General features: G+C 57.5%; 23 protein-coding genes and 1 tRNA gene. 15 read left to right on the top strand and 9 right to left on the bottom strand.

The annotated features are described in order from the left end of the window. Positions 1-5: 5 nt before the first annotated feature. Positions 6-599: a gamma-glutamyl kinase gene (locus tag ACR3E7_RS05500; protein ID WP_480504285.1), complete on the bottom strand. Its 594-nt coding sequence runs from the start codon at positions 597-599 to the stop codon at positions 6-8. Positions 600-791: 192 nt separating this feature from the next. On the opposite strand from ACR3E7_RS05500, the gene recA reads away from it, so the two are divergent. From recA to ACR3E7_RS05480, 4 genes are all read left to right on the top strand, one after another. Next, complete coding sequence (gene recA, locus ACR3E7_RS05495; protein WP_170354230.1) at positions 792-1,859, top strand: recombinase RecA; 1,068 nt, start codon at positions 792-794, stop codon at positions 1,857-1,859. 138 nt (positions 1,860-1,997) lie between these two features. Next, positions 1,998-4,667: an alanine--tRNA ligase gene (gene alaS / locus ACR3E7_RS05490; RefSeq protein ID WP_480504286.1), complete on the top strand. Its 2,670-nt coding sequence runs from the start codon at positions 1,998-2,000 to the stop codon at positions 4,665-4,667. Position 4,668: 1 nt separating this feature from the next. After that, positions 4,669-4,956, top strand: coding sequence for a DUF1330 domain-containing protein (locus ACR3E7_RS05485; RefSeq protein ID WP_170769795.1), 288 nt, complete (start codon positions 4,669-4,671; stop codon positions 4,954-4,956). 304 nt (positions 4,957-5,260) lie between these two features. After that, positions 5,261-5,944 carry a transglutaminase-like cysteine peptidase gene (locus ACR3E7_RS05480; RefSeq protein ID WP_480506631.1) on the top strand — a complete coding sequence of 228 codons (684 nt, stop codon included), beginning with the start codon at positions 5,261-5,263 and terminating at the stop codon, positions 5,942-5,944. Between the two features lie 81 nt (positions 5,945-6,025). Here the strand turns inward: ACR3E7_RS05480 and ACR3E7_RS05475 are convergent, their stop codons facing one another. The 3 genes from ACR3E7_RS05475 to ACR3E7_RS05465 all read right to left on the bottom strand — a co-directional run bounded on the left by ACR3E7_RS05475 (position 6,026) and on the right by ACR3E7_RS05465 (position 9,480). Beyond that, on the bottom strand, positions 6,026-6,979 hold the full coding sequence (locus tag ACR3E7_RS05475) for a hypothetical protein (RefSeq protein ID WP_480719394.1): 954 nt from the start codon (positions 6,977-6,979) through the stop codon (positions 6,026-6,028). 273 nt (positions 6,980-7,252) lie between these two features. After that, positions 7,253-9,070 (bottom strand): translational GTPase TypA, encoded by a 1,818-nt coding sequence (gene typA, locus ACR3E7_RS05470; protein ID WP_170769792.1) that lies wholly within the window; start codon positions 9,068-9,070, stop codon positions 7,253-7,255. A 74-nt stretch (positions 9,071-9,144) separates the two neighbouring features. Then, positions 9,145-9,480, bottom strand: coding sequence for a DMT family transporter (locus ACR3E7_RS05465; RefSeq protein ID WP_480504289.1), 336 nt, complete (start codon positions 9,478-9,480; stop codon positions 9,145-9,147). A gap of 18 nt (positions 9,481-9,498) precedes the next feature. Here ACR3E7_RS05465 and ACR3E7_RS05460 point away from each other — a divergent pair, with 18 nt between their 5' ends. Then, positions 9,499-9,804, top strand: coding sequence for a hypothetical protein (locus ACR3E7_RS05460; protein WP_480504290.1), 306 nt, complete (start codon positions 9,499-9,501; stop codon positions 9,802-9,804). Positions 9,805-9,824: 20 nt separating this feature from the next. On the opposite strand, the gene ACR3E7_RS05455 is transcribed toward ACR3E7_RS05460, so the two are convergent. The 3 genes from ACR3E7_RS05455 to ACR3E7_RS05445 are packed head-to-tail and all read right to left on the bottom strand — an operon-like array spanning position 9,825 to position 11,877. Further along, positions 9,825-10,982, bottom strand: a complete 1,158-nt coding sequence (locus tag ACR3E7_RS05455; protein ID WP_480504291.1) for an HD domain-containing protein — start codon at positions 10,980-10,982, stop codon at positions 9,825-9,827. Then, the gene (locus ACR3E7_RS05450) at positions 10,979-11,224 is read right to left on the bottom strand and encodes a hypothetical protein (protein ID WP_170769790.1); all 246 of its coding nucleotides are present in this window, start codon (positions 11,222-11,224) and stop codon (positions 10,979-10,981) included. The genes ACR3E7_RS05455 and ACR3E7_RS05450 overlap by 4 nt, the downstream gene beginning before the upstream one ends. After that, complete coding sequence (locus tag ACR3E7_RS05445) at positions 11,224-11,877, bottom strand: alpha/beta hydrolase (RefSeq protein WP_170324952.1); 654 nt, start codon at positions 11,875-11,877, stop codon at positions 11,224-11,226. Before ACR3E7_RS05445 ends, ACR3E7_RS05450 begins: the two co-directional genes overlap by 1 nt. A 178-nt stretch (positions 11,878-12,055) precedes the next feature. On the opposite strand from ACR3E7_RS05445, the gene iscR reads away from it, so the two are divergent. The 10 genes from iscR to ACR3E7_RS05395 all read left to right on the top strand — a co-directional run bounded on the left by iscR (position 12,056) and on the right by ACR3E7_RS05395 (position 20,569). Further along, positions 12,056-12,514, top strand: a complete 459-nt coding sequence (gene iscR, locus ACR3E7_RS05440) for a Fe-S cluster assembly transcriptional regulator IscR (RefSeq protein WP_170769789.1) — start codon at positions 12,056-12,058, stop codon at positions 12,512-12,514. Between the two features lie 48 nt (positions 12,515-12,562). Further along, positions 12,563-13,606 carry a cysteine desulfurase family protein gene (locus ACR3E7_RS05435; protein WP_170790881.1) on the top strand — a complete coding sequence of 348 codons (1,044 nt, stop codon included), beginning with the start codon at positions 12,563-12,565 and terminating at the stop codon, positions 13,604-13,606. Positions 13,607-13,624: 18 nt separating this feature from the next. After that, positions 13,625-15,145, top strand: a complete 1,521-nt coding sequence (gene sufB / locus ACR3E7_RS05430) for a Fe-S cluster assembly protein SufB (protein ID WP_170782412.1) — start codon at positions 13,625-13,627, stop codon at positions 15,143-15,145. 140 nt (positions 15,146-15,285) lie between these two features. After that, positions 15,286-16,119 (top strand): glycosyltransferase family protein, encoded by an 834-nt coding sequence (locus ACR3E7_RS05425; RefSeq protein WP_480504292.1) that lies wholly within the window; start codon positions 15,286-15,288, stop codon positions 16,117-16,119. Further along, positions 16,112-16,867: a Fe-S cluster assembly ATPase SufC gene (gene sufC / locus ACR3E7_RS05420; RefSeq protein WP_170553354.1), complete on the top strand. Its 756-nt coding sequence runs from the start codon at positions 16,112-16,114 to the stop codon at positions 16,865-16,867. The genes ACR3E7_RS05425 and sufC overlap by 8 nt, the downstream gene beginning before the upstream one ends. Next, positions 16,867-18,147: a SufB/SufD family protein gene (locus tag ACR3E7_RS05415; RefSeq protein ID WP_480504293.1), complete on the top strand. Its 1,281-nt coding sequence runs from the start codon at positions 16,867-16,869 to the stop codon at positions 18,145-18,147. Before sufC ends, ACR3E7_RS05415 begins: the two co-directional genes overlap by 1 nt. Next, positions 18,147-18,632: a YIP1 family protein gene (locus ACR3E7_RS05410; RefSeq protein WP_170769783.1), complete on the top strand. Its 486-nt coding sequence runs from the start codon at positions 18,147-18,149 to the stop codon at positions 18,630-18,632. The genes ACR3E7_RS05415 and ACR3E7_RS05410 overlap by 1 nt, the downstream gene beginning before the upstream one ends. Continuing rightward, a complete protein-coding gene (locus ACR3E7_RS05405) occupies positions 18,629-19,195 on the top strand; it encodes a YIP1 family protein (RefSeq protein WP_170769782.1) in 567 nt (188 codons plus the stop codon). Before ACR3E7_RS05410 ends, ACR3E7_RS05405 begins: the two co-directional genes overlap by 4 nt. A gap of 10 nt (positions 19,196-19,205) precedes the next feature. Next, a complete protein-coding gene (locus tag ACR3E7_RS05400; RefSeq protein ID WP_480504294.1) occupies positions 19,206-20,426 on the top strand; it encodes a cysteine desulfurase in 1,221 nt (406 codons plus the stop codon). A 66-nt stretch (positions 20,427-20,492) separates the two neighbouring features. Further along, a tRNA-Arg gene (locus ACR3E7_RS05395) sits at positions 20,493-20,569 on the top strand. A 709-nt stretch (positions 20,570-21,278) separates the two neighbouring features. Here the strand turns inward: ACR3E7_RS05395 and ACR3E7_RS05390 are convergent. Both ACR3E7_RS05390 and ACR3E7_RS05385 read right to left on the bottom strand, forming a co-directional pair. Further along, a complete protein-coding gene (locus ACR3E7_RS05390; RefSeq protein ID WP_480504295.1) occupies positions 21,279-21,638 on the bottom strand; it encodes a hypothetical protein in 360 nt (119 codons plus the stop codon). A 2-nt stretch (positions 21,639-21,640) separates the two neighbouring features. Beyond that, positions 21,641-21,844: a hypothetical protein gene (locus tag ACR3E7_RS05385; protein WP_480504296.1), complete on the bottom strand. Its 204-nt coding sequence runs from the start codon at positions 21,842-21,844 to the stop codon at positions 21,641-21,643. Positions 21,845-22,002: the final 158 nt, after the last annotated feature.

The following is a 22,002-nucleotide window of genomic DNA, read 5'->3' as shown; positions in this document are numbered from 1 at the left end:
AACAGTCAGAGGGCCGCGTCGTGACACGCGAACTCGGCCGCATGTTTGCGCCGGAATTTGCGCTCGGTTTCGGCGCTTAGCGTCAAGTCACGGAGGGGAGAGACATTCTCGCGCGGTAGTGTGATCTCCATATTCAGACGGGATTGTAGGAAGCTCAGGATTTTGTCCTGATGTTCATATTTGAAGACGTGCGTCGCCCCGAATCCGTTGCTGCGGGTGCGGAAGAACTGGCTCTGGCTGCCGACATCCGCATATTCCGGACGCGGGGATTGCATATAGGCCTGAACATAGTCGTCAAAGCTGAGATCATGGGTTGAATGAGGGTGATTCAGCCGCTCGGGACGGCTGCGGAATCGATACCAACTGCCCAGCCAGTCGATCGGTTCGCGGACCACGGCCATGATCTCCATCTCTGTGTCGTGCATTTTTTTGAAAATGTTCTGAAAGAAACGGTCATAGCGCCGGACCGGAGCATGTTTCAGGTCGGGCGGTCCTGTGACAACGATATCCGCCCGGTCCCGCAAAGCGCTGTGGTAAGCGGTGCTGCCGGTTTTGGGGACGGACAGAAATGCAAGACGTTCCTCATAGAAAACAAGCATTTAATCGTCCCTGTCAGAGTTAATTCTTTTTTGCAGATTGGCGTAAACGACTCTTTAACACAATTGCCGAAAGGTAAGTTCTGTAAGTTTTAGTTGAAATGTTCTCTTTTTGGTCTCATAAGGAACAAGAGGCGAACAAAGCAGTGATTGCCGCCCGTTCAAGGGTGTGACACAAGAGAAGGCGACAGGACAATGGCGGATCTTCTGACGATGAGCGACAAGAAAAACGCAGACAAGCAAAAGGCGCTCGACAGCGCGCTGGCCCAGATTGAACGGCAGTTCGGCAAGGGCTCGATCATGAAGCTGGGCGAGGATTCCAAACAGGATATCGAGGCCAGCTCGACCGGATCGCTGGGTCTGGATATCGCGCTGGGGATTGGCGGTCTGCCGATGGGCCGAATTGTTGAGATTTACGGGCCAGAAAGTTCGGGCAAGACCACGCTGACGCTGCATTGTATTGCAGAACAGCAAAAGCGCGGCGGTGTCTGTGCGTTCGTTGACGCGGAACACGCGTTGGACCCGCAATATGCTCGTAAGCTGGGTGTCGATCTGGATGAGTTGCTGATCTCGCAGCCCGACACGGGCGAGCAGGCGCTTGAGATCACTGATACTCTGGTGCGCTCGGGTGCGGTGAATATGGTTGTGGTCGACTCGGTCGCGGCGCTGACGCCGAAATCTGAGCTGGAGGGCGACATGGGCGACAGCAATGTCGGCGTGCAGGCCCGTCTGATGAGCCAGGCGATGCGCAAGCTGACCGGCTCGATCAGCCGTTCGAATTGTATGGTGATCTTCATTAACCAGATTCGGATGAAAATCGGCGTCATGTTTGGCAGCCCGGAGACGACCACTGGGGGCAACGCGCTGAAATTCTACAGCTCGGTGCGTTTGGACATTCGGCGTATCGGCGCGATTAAGGACCGCGATGAGGTTGTCGGCAACCAGACCCGCGTCAAAGTTGTAAAAAACAAGGTGGCCCCGCCGTTCAAGCAGGTGGAATTCGACATCATGTATGGCGAAGGCATCAGCAAGATGGGCGAGCTGCTGGATCTGGGCGTTAAGGCCGGTGTGGTTGAGAAGTCGGGCTCTTGGTTCAGCTACGGGGACGAGCGGATCGGGCAGGGGCGTGAGAATGCCAAACAATATCTGCGCGATAACAGTCGCTCGGCGTTGGAGATTGAGGACAAGATCCGCGCCGCGCATGGGTTGGACTTCGACATGCCGCCCGGTGCCACTGAGGATGACGATATTCTCGAAGCCTGACGGCATCCCGGAATTGTGAACGCGGGGCGGTCCATTGGGGCCGCCTTGTTTCGTTTGCGTGGCCTCCCCTGTGGACTATCCGCAGGGACAGCGATAAACCCGTTTTCGAACAAGATGATTGCGCGCTGAGAGAGCCTTATGCCCACGCTGAACGATATCCGATCGACCTTTCTGAACTATTTCGCCAAACAGGGGCATGAGGTTGTGGCTTCCAGCCCGCTCGTGCCGCGCAATGACCCGACTCTGATGTTCGTGAACTCGGGCATGGTGCAGTTCAAGAACCTGTTCACCGGGCTTGAGACGCGCGACTACAGCCGGGCGACCACTGCGCAGAAATGTGTGCGCGCAGGTGGCAAACACAACGATCTGGACAATGTGGGCTACACTGCGCGCCACCACACATTCTTTGAGATGCTGGGGAATTTCTCGTTCGGGGACTATTTCAAGCATGAGGCGATCCCCTTCGCGTGGGAGCTGATCACCAAGGAATTCGGCATCGACAAGAACCGCCTGCTGACCACGGTCTATCACACCGACGATGAGGCATTCGAGATCTGGAAAAAGGTCGGCGTGCCCGAAGACCGGATCATCCGCATCGCCACCAATGACAATTTCTGGCAGATGGGCCCGACCGGTCCCTGTGGTCCATGCACCGAGATTTTCTATGACCATGGCGACCACATCTGGGGCGGCCCTCCGGGTTCGGCCGAGGAAGACGGCGACCGCTTCATCGAAATCTGGAACATCGTGTTCATGCAGAATGAGCAGTTTGAGGACGGCTCGATGGTGGAACTGGACATGCAGTCCATCGACACTGGCATGGGGCTGGAGCGGATCGGCGCTCTGCTACAGGGCAGTCATGACAACTATGACACGGACCTGTTCAAAACGCTGATCGAAGCGTCTGCCGATGCCACCGGTGTGGATCCTTATGGCGATCAGAACGTGCATCACCGCGTGATTGCGGATCACCTGCGGTCGACCTCGTTCCTGATTGCCGATGGCGTGATGCCCAGCAATGACGGCCGCGGTTACGTTCTACGCCGGATCATGCGCCGTGCAATGCGCCATGCGCATTTGCTGGGTGCAAAAGACCCGGTGATGCATCGCCTTGTGCCCTCGCTGGTGCAGTTGATGGGCGCGCAATATACAGAACTGGGGCAGGCGCAGGCGCTGATCGAAGAAACGCTGCTGCTGGAGGAAACCCGGTTCAAGCAGACCCTCGATCGCGGTCTGAAACTGCTGGATGATGAGGTCGCGGGACTGCCCGAAGGTGAGGCTCTGCCCGGTGATGCGGCGTTCAAGCTCTATGACACCTATGGCTTCCCGCTGGACTTGACGCAGGATGCGCTGCGTGAAAAGGGCCGGACCGTGGATACCGACGGGTTCGATGCGGCCATGGCCGAACAAAAGGCCAAAGCACGCGCTGCTTGGGCAGGTTCGGGTGAGGCCGCGGATCAGGCTGTTTGGTTTGATGTGCTGGACAGTGCCGGGGCCACGGATTTCCTGGGCTATGATACCGAAAAGGCCGAAGGACAGGTTGCGGGTCTGGTCGTGGATGGCGCGCTGGTCGAAGCTATTGAACAGGGTGGCACAGGCTGGGTCATCGTAAACCAGACCCCATTCTATGGTGAGGCCGGTGGTCAGGTCGGCGATACCGGTGAAATCCGTCGTCTAGAGAACATGCAGGACGTTGCCAAAGTCGAAGACACGCGCAAATTTGCTGAAGGCAAGGTCTATGCGCATAAGGTAACGGTCAGCCAGGGTAAACTGTCCAAGGGCGACGCGGTCGAGCTTGAAGTCGATCATACCCGCCGCAGCGCAATCCGGGCGAACCACTCGGCCACGCACCTGCTGCACGAGGCATTGCGCGAAACGCTGGGCGATCATGTGGCCCAGCGGGGGTCTCTGAACGCAGCGGATCGTTTGCGGTTCGATTTCAGTCATTCTAAGGCGCTTGCTCTTGACGAAATCCAGAAAGTCGAGCGGGAGGTGAATGATTTCATCCGACAGAACTCGGCCGTTGAAACACGGATCATGACACCGGAGGATGCGCGCGCATTGGGCGCTCAGGCGCTGTTTGGCGAGAAATATGGTGACGAAGTGCGCGTCGTGTCGATGGGCAAAGCGGCAACTGGCAAAGGTCAGGACGGTGAAACCTGGTCCATCGAGCTGTGCGGCGGTACGCATGTGCGTCAGACCGGAGATATTGGCACTTTCGTTGTGCTGGGCGACAGTGCCAGCAGTGCCGGTGTGCGTCGGATCGAGGCCCTGACTGGGGATGCCGCCTTCCGCTATCTGTCGGCGCAGGATCACCGTCTGGCGCAAGTTGCACTCGAGCTGAAAGCGCAACCCGATGATGTTGTTGGCCGGGTGAAATCCCTGCTGGACGAGCGCAAGGCATTGCAGAACGAAGTGGCGCAACTGAGACGTGATCTGGCGATGGCAGGCGGTTCAGGGCAAGGCAGTGCCGAGGCCAAGGACGTGAACGGTGTGCCGTTCCTGGCACAGGCCCTTACAGGCGTGTCTGGCAAAGACCTTCCTGCTTTGATCGACGAACACAAAAGCCGTCTTGGCACGGGCGCTGTTCTGCTGATCGCGGATGCGGGCGGCAAGGCGGCGGTGGCCGCCGGCGTGACCCCGGATCTTACCGATAAGGTCTCGGCCGTGGATCTGGTGCGCGCGGCGGTGGCCGAACTGGGTGGCAAAGGCGGCGGTGGTCGCCCCGACATGGCACAAGGTGGTGGTAAGGACGCTACAAATTCCGAGGCTGCGATTAAAGCGGCCGAAGACGTTTTGGGAGGATAATATGGCAGCTCTCTGGATTGCGCATGTGACGGTAACGGACACAGAAGCATATGGGAAATATGCAGAATTGGCCGGACCGGCGATTGCCAAGCATGGTGGAACATTCATCGCGCGCGCGGCACGCTTTGTACAACTTGAAGGCAAAGAACGCCCGCGCAATGTGGTCGCGCGCTTTCCATCGCTTGAGGCCGCGGTCGAGTGTTACAACTCGGATGAATATCAGGCTGCGCTGGATTTCGCACGTGATGCAAGCGAGCGAGAATTGGTGGTTGTTGAGATCACCGAATAGAATCGCACCTGCTGTCGTGTACCTGTGAAGGGTGACAGCACTTTGATGCGCGGATTTTGGCCCAGTCGGACAAGTTTTGCTATGTATCGATTGGGTCATTAATTTGATTTCAGAGAATCTTTTATTTTCAAATAGTTGATTTGTTATCCGTTGAGGCGGAACAAAGCGCGCGCCCCACAATTGTGACAGCAGCACCGCAATTCTTGCCTGAAATGGTCATATTGAGTGACGAATTTCCGCCTCTTTTCCCCGTCAATTTTCCCTTAGATTGCGTCGACGTGCCCGTTTACCGATAGTTTCCGAAATGGGGATACGGTTCGGTTTGTCGGCAATCGCTTGGATGAACCAGGATCGAGGGACAGGCATGAAATCGTTTGGCAGTGAACTCGGAACCGTTGTTGGGCGCCTTGTACCTGCGACGGCTCGGGCTGTTGGCCTAGCTGCATTGGCATCCGGGGCACTTTTTGCACCCGCCCCGGCCGAAGCCCGAGAAAACAGCTTTATCCAGACAGCTGTTTCGTCTCCCCCACCTTCAGGTGCGCGACAATTGTGTCGACAATATACTTGGGCCTGTTCCAGCAAGCGCTCGGTTGTGCTGACCAGCCAGCAAGAGATGCAGATTGTGAACCGTGTGAACCGCCGCGTAAATGCGACGACGCGTGAAGTGACCGACCAATCGCAATACCGTACGCGCGAACGCTGGGCGTTGCCGACTTCGCTTGGCGGTGATTGCGAAGATTTTGCCCTGCTGAAGAAACGTGATCTGATCCGAGCAGGTATTGATCCCAGCAAGCTTTTGATCGCCACAGTGCTCGATAGACAGAGAAACGCGCATGCCGTTCTGGTCTATCGGTCCGCATCAGGAGATTTGGTTTTGGACAATCTAACCAACCGGATCAAACGCTGGTCGGATACCCGCTATTTCTTCTTGCGGATGCAAGACCCCCGGAAACCCAGCAGTTGGGTGGGAGTCTACGGGCGTTCTTAGCGTGACCCGATATTAGAGCGCAGGACGAAAAAAGAGGCGACCGGTTGGTCGCCTCTCTGTCTTTGGGTAAACGGGCCCAGATCAGCTTTCGTCGTCATTGGCGCCGCTGCCTTGGCCAGGGCTTGCGCCCTCGGAGCCGTTGCCGCCTCCGTTGTTGCCTTGGTTACCGTTGTTGCCGCCGTTCCCGTTCCCGTTGCCGTTCCCGTTTCCGTTGCCACCGCCGTTGCCGTTGCCGTTGCCGTTGTCACCGCCGTCGCCGTTGTCACCGCCGTCGCCGTTGTCACCGCCGTCGCCGTTGTCACCACCGTCGCCGTTGTCACCGCCGTCGCCGTTGTCACCACCGTCGCCGTTGTCACCGCCGTCGCCGTTGTCACCACCGTCGCCGTTGTCACCACCGTCGCCGTTGTCACCACCGTCGCCGTTGTCACCACCGTCGCCGTTGTCACCACCGTCGCCGTTGTCACCACCGTCGCCGTTGTCACCACCGTCGCCGTTGTCACCACCGTCGCCGTTGTCACCACCGTCGCCGTTGTCACCGCCGCCACCGTTGTCACCACCATCGCCGTTGTCACCGCCGTCGTCGTTGCTACCGCCGTCGCCGTTGTCACCACCATCGCCGTTGTCACCACCGTCGTCGTTGTCACCACCGTCGTCGTTGCTACCGCCGTCGCCGTTGTCACCGCCGTCGCCGCCGTTACCGTTGTCGCCATCGTTATCGGATTCATCCGCGTCACCGTCACCGGTGCGCTGTGTATTTGAAGCGATCGTCGCCGTAGGGATATCCGTCAGAACCGCCGCAAAAGCCGGGCAGAACTCTGATGTACGCGCCAAGATGTCCTCGAAATCTGCGCGTCTCTGAATATAACGCAGCATCCGTGCGTCAACCACAGAGCAACCGCACAGAGTTTCAGTTGAAACCGACTGACGTGCGGTTTTGACCGTGCATTTGTCGGCGGCTATTGCCGGAGCGGGTGCTACAAACGGAATTGCGGCCGAAACAAAAACAATTGACAGTAAACGAGATTTTACGCGCATGGCGTTACTCCTTAGTACTCATTAAGCCGTATTTGCACGAACACTCGTGCCATACTTTAAACACAATTACAGCCATCCCTCGTCACATTTTCAAGAAGTGCGGGAAAAAGAAAAGCCCTCAATTTCGAGGCAAAAATGGAAAATAGAGTAAAAACAACAATAAAGCCCGCCAGTCAGGCGGGCCTATATGTTGTGTGTTTTTCCGTGGTGGGCGCAAATATGTCACGATTGTGGAATTGTTTCCACACTGTGAACTGTTTTACAGTCTCTTAGCTAGGCGGACTTTGCCATGCGTTTGCGCTCGTGCGGGTCCAGGAATCGTTTGCGCAAGCGGACCGCGTTGGGCGTGACCTCGACCAATTCGTCATCGTCGATATAAGCGATGGCTTCCTCCAACGAGAACTGGACATGAGGCGTCAGGCGCACCGCATCGTCCGAGCCGCTGGCACGAACGTTGGTCAGCTTTTTGCCCTTCAGCGGGTTCACTTCCAGATCGTTGTCGCGCGAATGCTCGCCGATCACCATACCCTGATAGACATCCGTTTGTGGCGCCACGAACATGCGGCCACGCTCTTCAAGGTTCCACAGGGCGTAGGCGACCGCCTGACCTTTCTCCATCGAGATTAAAACGCCCGCGCGACGTCCGGGGATCGGACCCTTATGCGCGGCCCAGCCGTGGAACACGCGGTTCAGAACACCGGTTCCGCGGGTGTCGGTCAGGAATTCACCGTGATAGCCGATCAGTCCGCGCGAGGGGACATGCGCGATGATGCGGGTCTTGCCGGCACCTGCAGGGCGCATCTCGACCAGTTCACCCTTGCGCGCACCTGTGATTTTTTCGATCACAGCGCCCGAGAATTCGTCATCCACGTCGATGGTGACTTCTTCGATGGGCTCCAGCCGCTGGCCGTCTTCTTCGCGGAACAGGACCTGCGGGCGTGAGATACTGAGTTCAAACCCTTCGCGGCGCATGTTTTCGATCAGAACGCCCATCTGCAATTCGCCACGGCCTGCGACCTCGAACGCCTCGCCACCGGGGGTGTCGCTGATGCGGATGGCGACATTCGATTCGGCCTCTTTCATCAGGCGGTCACGGATCACGCGGGACTGGACCTTTTTGCCGTCACGACCGGCCAGAGGCGAGTCGTTGATGCCAAAGGTCACTGTGATGGTCGGCGGGTCGATGGGCTGAGCGGGCAGGGCCTCGTCCACCTGCGGGGAAACCAGCGAATCTGCCACGGTTGCCTTGCTCATCCCTGCGATGGTGACGATGTCACCGGCTTCGGCCACGTCGATGGGCTGTTGCGCCAAGCCACGGAAGGCCAGGATTTTCGAGGCGCGGAAGTTCTCGATCAACGTACCGTCGCGCGACAGGGCCTTGAGGCTGTCACCCGCTTTCAGAGTCCCGCTTTCCACACGGCCGGTCAGAATGCGGCCGATGAACGGATCGCTGCCCAGCGTGGTGGCCAGCATGCGGAAGGGTTCGTTTTTTTTGTCGGCCTGTTTCGGCGCAGGCACGTGATCCACGATCAGATCAAACAGAGCGGTCAGGTCCTTGCGGGGGCCATCCAGCTCCATATCCGCCCAGCCCGAGCGGCCCGAGGCGTACATGGCCGGGAAGTCCAGTTGATCATCATCGGCGCCCAGATTGGCGAACAGGTCGAAACATTCATCCAACGCGCGGTCGGGTTCAGCGTCGGGCTTGTCGACCTTATTCAGCACAACGATCGGACGCAGGCCCAGTGCCAGCGCTTTGGAGGTCACGAATTTGGTTTGGGGCATCGGACCTTCAGCGGCATCGACCAGCAGTACTACGCCGTCGACCATCGAGAGGATGCGCTCTACCTCGCCGCCGAAGTCGGCGTGGCCAGGGGTGTCGACGATGTTGATGCGGGTGCCTTTCCACTCAACCGAAGTCGCTTTGGCAAGGATGGTGATACCGCGCTCGCGTTCCAGATCGTTGCTGTCCATGGCGCGTTCCGCCACGGCCTGATTTTCCCGGAACGCGCCGGATTGTTTGAGCAGCTCATCTACCAGGGTTGTCTTGCCGTGGTCCACGTGAGCGATGATTGCGATATTGCGCAGGTCCATGAGGTCAGCCTTAAAACGGGAAGTTGCCGCGCGCATAGCGCGGTTTGAGCAAATAGGCCAGCCCTAACCGGCGGTCAGTGCCCTGCAGTCTTGGAAAACAGGTGAATGACGAGGATTCCGGTTAGGATCATGCCCAGTCCAAGCACGGCGGGCCAATCCAGGCGCTGGCCAAATACTACGAAGCCGATGATCGCGATCAGAGCAATGCCCATACCGGACCAGATTGCATAGACGATCCCGACGGGCATGTAGCGAAGAGTCAGCGCCATCAGATAAAACGCAATGCCGTATCCGACCACCACGAGAACCGAGGGCCAGAACCGTGTGAACTGCTGGCTGGCTTGCAAAGCGGTGGTGCCGATGGTCTCGGCGATCACGGCGAACAACAGGATGAAATAGGCTTTGGGCATCGGGGTCTCGAGCTGAGAGTGGCGGCTTGGATTGATCACGAAACTATCGGCGCAAGCAAGGCCTTTCTTGCGCGTGGTAACGCGTGTGAAGATCGCGTGGATTTACTTCAATTGGTCAGGATTGCCGGACTGTTTTTGAAAAGGAAAGCTGGTATCAGGGCGATAGTTTGTTTCGCGTTTAGGTTCTTTGAAATGACGAGTTTTGCGAAATCCGTAGTCGCTCTTTCCATCCTGATTGTTCTTTTCGGCTGGTTGGTCAGCGCGGGGTCAACCCGTGACAAAGCAGATCAGGACACGGTGGCCGAAGTGAGCGCTCAGGTCTGATTGCAAATCGGACCCAGAGATCACGCGGGTTCGCGGCTGGCGAAATAAGCCTCAAGCTGCGGCCGCAGCCATGACCAAAGCTGCGGTGCGCCTCGGTTGATTGGAACGCCGACGCGGCTGTCGATCTGTGCAAGGCTCACATTATACTCCACCCATGATCCGCCACCGGTGACGAGGTTGCCGATTGGGGTTTGGAACCTGTCAATGGCCTTGGCGAATTGGGCGTCGGGGGTTTCGGCCGTTTCGAACTCGAGCCAGATTGCGTGGAACGCGTCGCGCTGGTCGGTGGGCAGAAGCCCAAACAGGCGGTCTGCGGCGGCACGCTCTTCAGCTTCCTGAGCGGCTTTGTCTACTTGGCCGTGGATAGGGTGGTCGCCCGCGTCAATTTCCACAATGTCATGCAGCAACAACATCCGAAGCACGCGTGAGATCGAAACCTCAGAACCGCCATATTCCGCCAAAACCCACGCAAACAGCATGATATGCCAGGAATGTTCAGCCGAGTTTTCAAAGCGGTCGTTCGACAATAATCGCGAGGCCCGCAGAACCGCTTTCAACCGATCGGCTTCCACCAGAAAGGGGAGGCGGGTTGAAAACGCGGTTTCGACTGGGGCTTCATTGCGCAAGAACGCATGGGCGTGGGCGAATGCTGCTGGCAGCGCCGACTCAAGGTAGGCTGCGCGCCCTGCGTTCAGGTTATCTCTGGCAATCTCGATGTGGTCGGGGTTGGGGTTGGGCGCGCACAGGACCTGGAACAAAGGCTGGCATCGGTCCAATCGCTTGGCGAATTGCGCGTCAGGCGTCGCGTCTGCTTCGAACTCTTGCCAGAGGGACAGAAATGCTTGCGCCTGATCCGACGGCAACAGGCCAAAAAGCTCAAGCGCCGCTGCGTGTTCGGCTTTCTCCACCGCGTCCCAGTCTGTTTGCAGGTGGATGGGATGATCGCCGACCACGATCTCGACCAGATCATGCAGCAACAACATCTGGATCACGCGGTCGATCTGCACCTCTGCCTCGGCCAGTGGGGACATGACCAGCGCCCACAAGGCCAGATGCCAGCTGTGTTCGGCGGCGTTTTCGGCCCTGGACTGGTCCAGCAGCGTGTTGGCGCGGTTGACGGATTTCAGCTTGTCCGCCTGTTTCAGAAACGAGATCTGAGCGGACAGCCGTTCTGTCATTGCTTTTCGATTGCTTTCACCTGACTGCGATGTTCCGCCAGTCTTTGCACCACAAATTTGCGCGCTTTGCGTTCGGCCAACCGAACGCGAATTTCCGTCAGAAACGCCTCTTCCAATGTCTGGGACGAGGCGCCCAGCATCTCGCCAACTTCGACAAAGAACCGGTCGTCGCCAGTTTCGTCCATCACTTTCATTGTGTCTTCGGCCAGCTTGGACGCCAGTGAAGTGATCGTGTCGGACATCAGCGCGTATTCTCGGTCAGGCGGCGTTTCACATAGTCGCTGACATCGGTGATCAGCGTGTCCATATGGCGGTCTTGGAAGAAGTGATCGGCGCCTTCCACCTCGTTATGAGTGATGGTGATGCCCTTTTGCTCGTGCAGCTTATTGACCAGCGATGTGGTATCCGCCGGAGGGGCCACGCGGTCTGCCGATCCGTTGATGATCAGCCCCGAGGACGGGCAAGGGGCCAGGAACGAAAAGTCGTACATATTGGCAGGCGGCGAGACGCTGATAAAGCCGGTGATCTCGGGGCGGCGCATCAGCAACTGCATCCCGATCCACGCGCCAAAGGAAAACCCTGCGACCCAGCAATGTTTCGAGTTGTTGTTCATCGACTGCAAATAGTCCAGCGCCGAGGCCGCGTCGCTTAGCTCGCCCACGCCCTGATCGTATTCGCCCTGGCTGCGGCCCACGCCACGGAAGTTGAACCGCAGAACGGTGAACCCCATGTTATAGAACGCGTAGTGTAGGTTATAGACCACCTTGTTGTTCATGGTCCCGCCGAATTGAGGATGCGGGTGCAGCACGATGGCGATCGGTGCGTCTTTTTCCTTTTGCGGGTGGTAGCGGCCTTCCAAGCGGCCTTCTGGTCCGGGAAAAATCACCTCGGGCATGTGTGCGTCGGTCCTGTCTTTTTCTTCTGGGTGCCCAGAAATACTTGACGGTTATCGTCGGGCACCTTAGAACGGTTCTAATTGTGATACTAGGCGCCGAAGCGCCGCCTGTCGGAGATACGCACTGGCAGCGGCGACGTCAATGATTTCGCGCGTAAACTGCCATGAGGGAATGCAAATGAAGCTGTCGACCAAGGGTCGTTATGCGATGGTGGCGCTGGCCGATATCGCCCTTCAGCCCTCGGACGGGCTGGTGACGCTTGGCGAAATTTCGGCGCGTCAGGATATCTCACTGCCGTATCTTGAGCAGCTCTTCGTCAAACTGCGCCGGGCCGACTTGGTATCGTCGGTGCGTGGACCAGGTGGCGGCTATCGTCTAGCCCGCCCCGCATCCGAGATCCGCGTGGTTGAGATTCTGGCCGCAGTCGATGAAACCGTCGACGCGTTGCAAAAAGGCGCGGGTGCGACCGGGGCGCTGTCTGGCAGCCGGGCGCAATCTCTAACCAATCGACTGTGGGAAGGGCTGAGCGCCCATGTCTACGTTTTCCTGCATCAGACGCGCCTATCGGATGTGATTCAGAACGATCTTGCGCCTTGTCCGGCGGTGCCCAGCCTGTTTGCCGTTGTGGACGAATAAGATGACAGGGAACAAACAAAATGTTCTGGTCGGCGAAAAGGTGAATCCGTGACACGTGTTTACCTGGACCATAACGCAACAACCCCACTGCGCCCCGAGGCGCGCGAGGCGATGATTGCCGCGATGGAGATGTGCGGCAACCCGTCCTCGGTTCATGCCGAAGGTCGCGCGGCCAAGGCAGTGATTGAGCGTGCGCGGGCACAAATTGCGACTGCATTCGGGGCGGATGGTGCGGATATCGTATTCACATCAGGATCGACCGAAGGGGCAGCGCTGGCTTTGGAAGGTCGAGGTCTGCACGGGGCTGCCATTGAACATGATGCGGTTCGCGCGTGGGCTATGGAAGACTTGCCAGTTTCACCAGAGGGGGCCGTTACAGTGGCCGATCCGGCGCAATCCACGCTGCAACTTGCCAATTCCGAGACAGGGATCGTTCAGGCGTTGCCAGCAGGTCTTGCGGTGACGGACGCGACTCAGGCGTTCGGGAAATTGCCGGTGGCGTTCAACTGGCTGGATGCGCAGATGGCGTTGATCTCGGCCCATAAGCTTGGCGGTCCAAAAGGCGTTGGCGCGGTTGTGATGAAGCGCGGCACCGATCTGCCCGCCCGGATCAAGGGCGGCGGGCAAGAGATGGGACGGCGCTCGGGTACCGAAAATGTCATTGGAATCGCGGGGTTCGGGGCTGCTGCTGAAGCTGCGGCGCTTGATCTGGCCGATGGAGTTTGGGAGCGGGTCAAAGAATTTAGAAATATTCTAGAAAAGGCCCTTGAGGCCGGTTCTAAATCTACTATTTTTGTCGGGAAAGATCAGGAACGCCTGCCGAACACCCTGTGCTTCGCCACCCCCGGTTGGAAGGGTGAGACGCAGGTCATGCAGATGGATCTGGCTGGATTTGCGATTAGCGCAGGTTCGGCCTGCTCCAGCGGCAAGGTACGTGCAAGTGCGGTACTGACCGCGATGGGATTTGACGAGGTATCAGCTGCCAGCGCAATTCGCGTCTCGCTGGGGCCTACGACAACGGAAGAAGATGTACTGCGTTTCGCGGAAACGTGGCTGGAAAAAGAGAAAAAGCATCGCGCGCGGGCCGCGTGATCAGACGGAGGGTGTCTTATGGCCGCTTTGGACCAGACCCAGGTAAAAGAGGGTGTCGATCAGGAAACCGTGGATGCGGTACGCGAGGTCGGAACCTATAAATACGGCTGGGAAACCGATATCGAGATGGAATACGCGCCCAAGGGCGTGAACCCTGATATCGTCCGCCTGATCTCGGAAAAGAACGAAGAGCCCGAGTGGATGACCGAATGGCGTTTGGCCGCGTTCGAGCGCTGGACTCAGATGGATGAACCGAACTGGGCGATGGTCAGCTATCCCAAGATCGACTTTCAGGACCAGTATTACTATGCCCGTCCCAAGTCGATGGAGGAAAAGCCCAAGTCCTTGGATGAGGTTGACCCCAAGCTGCTGGCGACTTACGAAAAGCTCGGTATCCCGCTGAAAGAACAGATGATTCTGGCGGGCGTTGAAGGTGCCGAGGATGCCCCGGCTGAGGGTCGCAAGGTTGCCGTGGATGCGGTGTTCGACTCGGTTTCTGTTGGAACCACGTTTCAGGAAGAGCTTAAGAAAGCGGGTGTGATCTTCTGTTCGATCTCTGAGGCGATCAAAGAACATCCCGAACTGGTCAAGAAGTATCTGGGTTCGGTGGTTCCGGTCTCGGACAACTTTTACGCCACGCTGAATTCGGCCGTGTTCTCGGATGGCTCGTTCGTCTACATCCCGCCGGGCGTGCGCTGCCCGATGGAGCTGAGCACGTATTTCCGTATCAACGCGGAGAACACAGGTCAATTTGAACGCACGCTGATCATTGCCGATAAGGGCTCGTATGTGTCCTATCTGGAAGGCTGCACCGCACCCCAACGCGATACCGCACAGCTGCACGCGGCTGTGGTCGAGATCATCATCGAAGAAGATGCCGAGGTGAAATACTCGACCGTCCAGAACTGGTTCCCCGGTGATGAGAATGGCAAGGGCGGCATCTATAACTTTGTGACCAAACGCGCCGATTGCCGGGGCGACCGGTCTAAGGTGATGTGGACGCAGGTCGAGACCGGTTCCGCTGTAACATGGAAATACCCGTCCTGCATCCTGCGGGGCGAGGAAAGCCAAGGCGAGTTCTATTCGATTGCCATCGCCAACAACTATCAGCAGGCTGACACCGGCACCAAGATGGTCCATCTGGGCAAAAACACCAAGTCACGCATCGTGTCCAAGGGCATCAGCGCGGGTAAGGCGCAGAACACCTATCGTGGTCTGGTCTCGATGCATCCCAAGGCTAAGAACAGCCGCAACTATACCCAGTGTGACAGCTTGCTGATCGGCGACAAATGCGGGGCGCACACAGTGCCTTACATTGAGGTCAAGAATAACTCATCGCGCGTTGAGCATGAGGCGACCACATCCAAAGTGGACGACGATCAGCTGTTTTACTGCCGACAGCGCGGCATGGACGAGGAAGAGGCCGTGGCGCTTGTCGTCAACGGGTTCTGCAAGGACGTGTTGCAGGCGCTGCCGATGGAGTTTGCCATGGAAGCGCAGCAACTGGTCGCCATCTCGTTGGAGGGGTCGGTGGGTTAACCACCTGCCTGTTTCAAAAAGGACGTCTCACATTGGCTGCGCACTCGAAATATGTGCTGAAAACCACTGCGCCTGCCGGGTATTGCGCCCGGCGGACCGCTGGGGTTTTGCGCGGCGCTGGCGCGGGGCGGAGATAGGCGATGGAACAGTCTGTAGCGCATCCCGACAAGCAGCCGGTCAAGCTGTATTGGTGGGCCAGTCGTCCCAATTTTGGCGATGACCTGTCACGCGATGTCGTGTCTTTCATGGCCGGTCGCGATGTGGTCTGGACCAAACCTGTGCGGGCGGATTTGTTTGCGATCGGGTCCATCATGTCATTGGCCCGCAAAGGGGCGCTGGGGCGTGGATCGTCACATAAGCCGATGATCTGGGGAAGTGGATGTCTTGAACCGCTTGCGGCCGATTTTGTCGAGACGTTGCAGCCGCCGAAAACCGTGCGCGGGCCGATCACGGCGTCCCTGCTGAACCTGCGGGGCGTAACCTACGGTGATCCCGGTATACTCGCGGCCAAGGTGCATGCCCGGAGCGAACCACAGCAGGATATCATCGGCATCGTTCCGCATCACACTGAGGTTGACGATCCTGCAATTCAAAATCTGGTCGGCTCAGACCCGCGTTTTCGCCTTATCGACACGCGGCGCCCGGCCAAGGTCGTGTGCGATGAGATCGCGGCGTGCTGCGTGGTGTTTTCGTCCAGCCTACACGGGCTGATCGTGGCCGACAGCTACGGCGTGGCCAACCATTGGTTTGCCCACAAAGAAATACATACGAAGCCCGGTTTGAAATTCTACGATTATGCAACCGGAATAGAACGTGCTTTGCCCATGCCTCTTGGGGTGGACGACATTGCGCAAAAAGCGAAACAAGAGCCTCCGGCAACGCTGACATACCAGGATGGTATCGAACGCAGTCAGTCGAACCTGTTGGAGAGCTTTTCAACGAACAGTCAGGAAACGGAACTCCATCATGCTTGAAATCAAGAACCTGCACGTGAAACTTGAGGAAGAAGAAAAGCAAATCCTTAAAGGTGTCGATCTGACGGTCGAGGCCGGTAAGGTGCACGCGATCATGGGGCCGAATGGCTCGGGTAAGTCGACGCTGAGCTATGTGCTTTCGGGGCGCGACGGGTATGAAGTAACCGATGGGTCGGCGACTCTGGACGGTGAAGATCTGCTGGAGATGGAACCAGAAGAGCGCGCCGCCGCTGGTGTCTTTCTGGCGTTCCAATACCCGGTCGAAATTCCGGGCGTGGGCAACATGACCTTCCTGCGTACCGCCGTGAATGCCCAGCGCAAGGCGCGCGGTGAGGATGAGCTGTCAGCGGCTGACTTCCTGAAAGAGGTCCGCGCCAAGGCCAAGTCGCTGAAAATCGACGCAGACATGCTGAAACGCCCTGTCAATGTTGGCTTCTCGGGCGGTGAGAAAAAGCGCAACGAGATCCTGCAAATGGCGATGCTCGAGCCCAAGATGTGCATCTTGGACGAAACCGACTCGGGTCTGGATGTGGACGCGATGAAGCTGGTGGCAGAGGGTGTGAACGCGCTGCGCGACGAAGGACGTGGGTTCCTGGTGATCACGCACTATCAGCGTTTGTTGGATCACATCAAACCGGACGTTGTGCACATCATGGCGGACGGCAAGATCGTCAAAACCGGTGGCCCCGATCTGGCACTGGAAGTTGAAAACAACGGTTACGCCGACATTCTGGCCGAGGTGAACTGATGGCTCTGCCCGAAGTGAAACAAACCGCTACCGAGGCGCGGTTGGCCAATCTGGTCATGCCCGACGCCGGTTGCACCCGTGCCGCGCGCGAAGACGCGCTGGCCCGTGTGCTGGAAATGGGTCTGCCCGGTCGCCGGGATGAGTATTGGAAATACACCCGCCCGGATACGCTGGTCGCGCCCGAGGCCCCTCGGGCCGCACTGTTCGATCCGGACGAGGCCATGTTGTTCGCCGATCTGGACCGTTTGAAGATCGTTTTCGTTGATGGCGTTTTCAGCCCTGAGGAATCCGATGATCTGACTCTGGAAGGTGTCACCATCGACCGGATCGAGGACATTTGCTTTAAAGATATTCACTGGGCGAAAGAGCTGTACGGCGTGCTGGAAGCGCGGGGTCAATCGCCTGTGCAACGTCCTCTGGCGGCGCTGAACACGGCTTTTGCGGCGGATGGGATTGCGATTCATGTCTCAGGCAAGCCGTCCAAGCCGATCAGCTTTATTTATCGCCATGCCTCTGAAACCTCTGACGCGATGCTGCACCATATCATCCGCGTCGAAAGCGGTGCCGAGGTGACGATCCTTGAAAATGGCCCTGCCGCCTCGCGTTTCAACAAATGCATGGAGATCGACATTGCCGATGGTGGGGTGTTGCATCACGTGCGGGCGCAAGGCCGCGATCACGAACGTCGTGCCGCGACCCACATGTTCACGCGTCTGGGGCAGGAATCGGTCTACAAATCCTTCACCCTGACTGTGAATGGCGTGCTGACGCGCAACGAACAAGTGGTCGAGCTGACCGGAGACGATGCGGTGGCCCATGTTGCCGGTGCCTGCGTTGGTGACGGCGATTTCCATCACGACGATACCGTCTTCATCACGCATGACGCCGTGAATTGCGAAAGCCGTCAGGTGTTCAAGAAGGTGCTGCGCAACGGTGCCACCGGCGTGTTTCAGGGCAAGATCCTTGTCAAGGAGGGCGCGCAGAAGACGGATGGCTATCAGATCAGCCAATCGCTGTTGCTGGACGACGACAGCCAGTTCCTGGCCAAGCCCGAGCTTGAGATCTATGCTGATGACGTGGCGTGTTCGCACGGTTCGACCTCGGGCGCGATTGATGAAACGGCCCTGTTCTATCTGCGCTCGCGCGGGGTTCCGACCAAAGAGGCGACCAACATGCTGACGCTGGCGTTTCTGGCCGAGGCTGTGGACGAGATCGAAGATGACGCCCTGTCACAGGCCATTGTTGATCGCCTTGAAGGCTGGTTGTCGCGGCACAGCTGATGCCGGTGACGTCGGATATCGCCGCCACGTATCGAGGGCCAGGGCGCGTTGTGCGTCGGCTGCTCGATCTGGGCCAGCGCGAAGATCGCGCGCTGGTCTTTGTGATGGCGTTTTGCATTGTAGCTTTCGTTGCGCAATTGCCCGGCCTGTCTCGCCGTGCCCATCTGGAAGGGCTGGAGCTGAATATGCTCATGGGCGGGGCGTTGCTGGGCACGGTGATCATCCTGCCCCTGTTCTTCTATCTGCTGGCGTTCGTCTCACATGGCGCCGCGCGGTTGGTTGGAGGGAAGGGGACAGCTTACGGCGCGCGGGTTGCTTTGTTCTGGGCGCTGTTGTCCTCTACCCCGCTGGTGCTGTTGAACGGTCTGGTGGCAGGGTTCATCGGGCCAGGGCCGACACTGACTGCGGTCGGGCTGATCTGGTTCGTGGTCTTCCTGTGGTTCTGGCTGGCAGGGTTGCGACAAGCGCAGAGGATTACGCAATGAACGGAATTTCTTTACCCGATCTTGCGATCATGACGCTAACAGACCCGGCTCAGGCGGCACGGCATCTTTTGGCCCTGCGTCCGGGGCGTGAAGTCCTTTGGCTTGCTTTTTTTCTGGCCGTGGTTTTGAACGGGCTTGTTCAGGTCGGGATTGATCAACTGGTCCCAGTGCCCGAAGGTGTGCCGGTTCCACCGCCCGATCCGGTAGTCATGAATCTGTTCCTGTCTGCGGGGACAATGCTGATGGGCATCGTGGCTTTTTTTCTGATAGGTCGGTTTTTAGGCGGCGTTGCGCAGTTCGAAGACATAATGATCCTGTCTGTCTGGCTGCAGTTTCTGCAAACGGCTGCCCTGACCGTTACTTTGTTGGTGTCACTGGTGGTGCCGTTCCTGATGGCGCTGTTCCTTCTGGCAACGGTCATCGTAAGCCTTTACGTCACACTGCATTTCATCAATGAGGCGCATAAATTCGGCTCGATCTTGAAATCCTTTGGGGTCATTGTGCTGTCCGCTCTTGTGGCGATGCCATTGGTCCTTGCTCTGGCGCCCAGCGGGCCTGTCTAGGAAGAATACTATGTACGATGTACAGAAAATCCGCGCGGACTTTCCGATCCTTTCGCGTGAAGTGAACGGAAAACCGCTGACCTATCTGGATAATGGCGCTTCGGCCCAGAAGCCGCAGGTGGTGATCGACGCGGTGACCCGCGCCTACGCTGAAGAATACTCAAACGTACACCGTGGATTGCACTATCTGTCCAATTTGGCGACCGAAAAATACGAGTCCGTACGCGGCACGATTGCGAAGTTTCTGGGAGCTTCAGATGAGGATGAGATTGTTCTGAATTCTGGTACGACCGAAGGGATCAACCTCGTCGCCTATGGCTGGGCCATGCCGCGTCTGCAGGCAGGGGATGAGATCGTGCTGAGCGTTATGGAGCATCACGCCAACATCGTCCCCTGGCATTTTCTGCGCGAACGGCAGGGTGTTGTCCTGAAATGGGTTGACGTTGATGCCGAAGGTGGGCTGGATCCACAGGCAGTCATTGACGCCATTGGCCCCAAGACCAAACTGGTTGCCGTCACTCAATGTTCCAACGTTTTAGGCACCGTTGTGGACGTAAAGGCGATTACAGAAGGGGCCCATGCCAAAGGTGTTCCGGTTCTGGTTGATGGCAGCCAGGGTTCGGTACATATGCCGGTCAATGTTCTGGACATCGGTTGCGACTTTTATGCGATTACGGGCCACAAGCTCTACGGTCCCTCCGGGTCCGGTGCGATCTACATCAAATCCGACCGCATGGCTGAAATGCGCCCCTTCATCGGGGGCGGTGACATGATCAAAGAGGTCAGCAAGGATCAGGTGATCTACAATGATCCGCCGATGAAGTTCGAAGCCGGAACGCCGGGTATCGTGCAAACCATCGGGTTGGGCGTGGCGCTGGACTACATGATGGACTTGGGGATGGAGAACATTGCCGCCCACGAAGCTGGTCTGCGCGACTATGCGATGGAGCGGTTGACGGGCCTCAACTGGTTACAAGTTCAGGGCATTTGTGCTGACAAGGCTGCCATTTTCAGCTTTACGCTGGACGGGGCAGGGCATGCGCATGATGTATCGACCATTCTGGACAAGAAAGGCGTTGCGGTGCGCGCAGGCCACCATTGCGCCGGTCCGTTGATGGATTTCTACGGGGTGACTGCCACCTGCCGGGCGAGCTTTGGGCTCTATAACACCAAGGATGAGGTCGACACACTGATCGACGCGCTGGAACTGGCGCATGATCTCTTTGCTTGAAACCTGTTTGTTCCGGGTGGATTTGCAGTTGCACCCGGATCGGAACAAGGTTAGCTAACGGCCAAGGCACCTGTAGCTCAGCTGGATAGAGCGCTGCCCTCCGAAGGCAGAGGCCAGAGGTTCGAATCCTCTCAGGTGCGCCATATTCCTGATTAAGCTATTGATATTACATGGCAATAGACTTCGACGTGTCTCGGTTTTGTACACCTTTGCGGGCAACTTAACCCTCACACCCGTACCAGCGACACTATCAACGCCGGACGGACCGCACGGTCCGTTGCGGGACATACTACGGACGCCGCGAGTCTCTGGCCTAGTTGTCTGCAGTGCAGCGTCCTAGCCGCCAGATCGACACTTTGCAGACCAAACCCCGTGCCATTGGCCGGGCTTTTTTGCGTGTCGGTCACACGAATAAAGAAACCCCCTGCCTGCCGGGTTTAGACAGGGGGTTCTGAACATTATGATTTATCCAAAACCTCAATCAGAATAAGTAATACGATTTCAATAAGGATTTGTTTGTAATCAACCATTTCTACTCCTTTCGTTTAATGGTCTGCGGCTCTTGTACCGCATCGCCGGGAGCAAAAAGTTTCAAAGTCCTTAACAAATCCAGAAAGTTCATTGGCTTGACAGTCGTAAGAACAAAAATAGAACATGCTGTATGAACAGATGGCCGCGAACAATCCCGTATGACTTACGATGCAAGCTGGAAGGGTTGCACGAGTACCGCAGCTCACCCAGCATCCAAACCCAATGGGGAGAGGTTTTGGAATGGTTGGAAAAGCATGGCGTCGAGCCACCAGACCACCCTTTGCCGATTGAGCCGGAATTGGGCGGTCCGATCGGGCATAGTTAGGCTGCCAGACCATCCAGCTTGGCAATCTCTTTTGACTTAGCCGTTTCAACAATGACGTTATGTCCGTCTCTTGTCTCGACCGCGTAAAGCGTCGTGCCGCGTGATCGCGCACCGTAGGCTGCACCGACCAAAGCGCCAAGCGGACCGGCAATCACTGCGCCTGCCGTTCCCCAACCAGCAGCAGCGCCGACAGACCGCGTCGAACCGGACTCGGGTAGTTTCAAGGCCCTGGTCACTTTGTGTTCTCGCATGACATTTCCCCGGCCCAACGTTTGCTGGACCAACGGCACGTCAAACCGCCAGATAAACCGGACATCATAGCCTGTCTCCAAGTCGTGACTGATGACTTTGGGCATGTTCAGGCCGCCGGTTGTTCTGGTGCGTTACCCAAAGCGAATAATAAAAGAATTGCCAATAAAGGTGATCCGACAAGACCGATGAGAAACCAGATCAGGCCGGATCGGTTGCGGCGTCCCGCCATCGTGATTGGCAGGATGTAAAGCCAGATCACGACCACCGCTAAGACGAGTAAAACGACAAGTTGGATTATAGGTTCGTTCATGGCTTGGTTACCTTTCGTTTCGTTCTTTCAACTGTACCGCGCCTCGCCAAACTGCATAATGGCCGACCTGTCAGATCATCCGGGCTATCAACCGGGTGGTTATCCCTAGTGTGGAAGTTCACCGAAATAGCCGCTTAGATAAGCTATTATTGCACCTA

The organism is Ruegeria sp. BK1 (genome assembly GCF_056535645.1).
The sequence above is the reverse complement of the archived record's forward strand: the minus strand, read 5'-3'. Positions and strand labels throughout refer to the sequence as shown.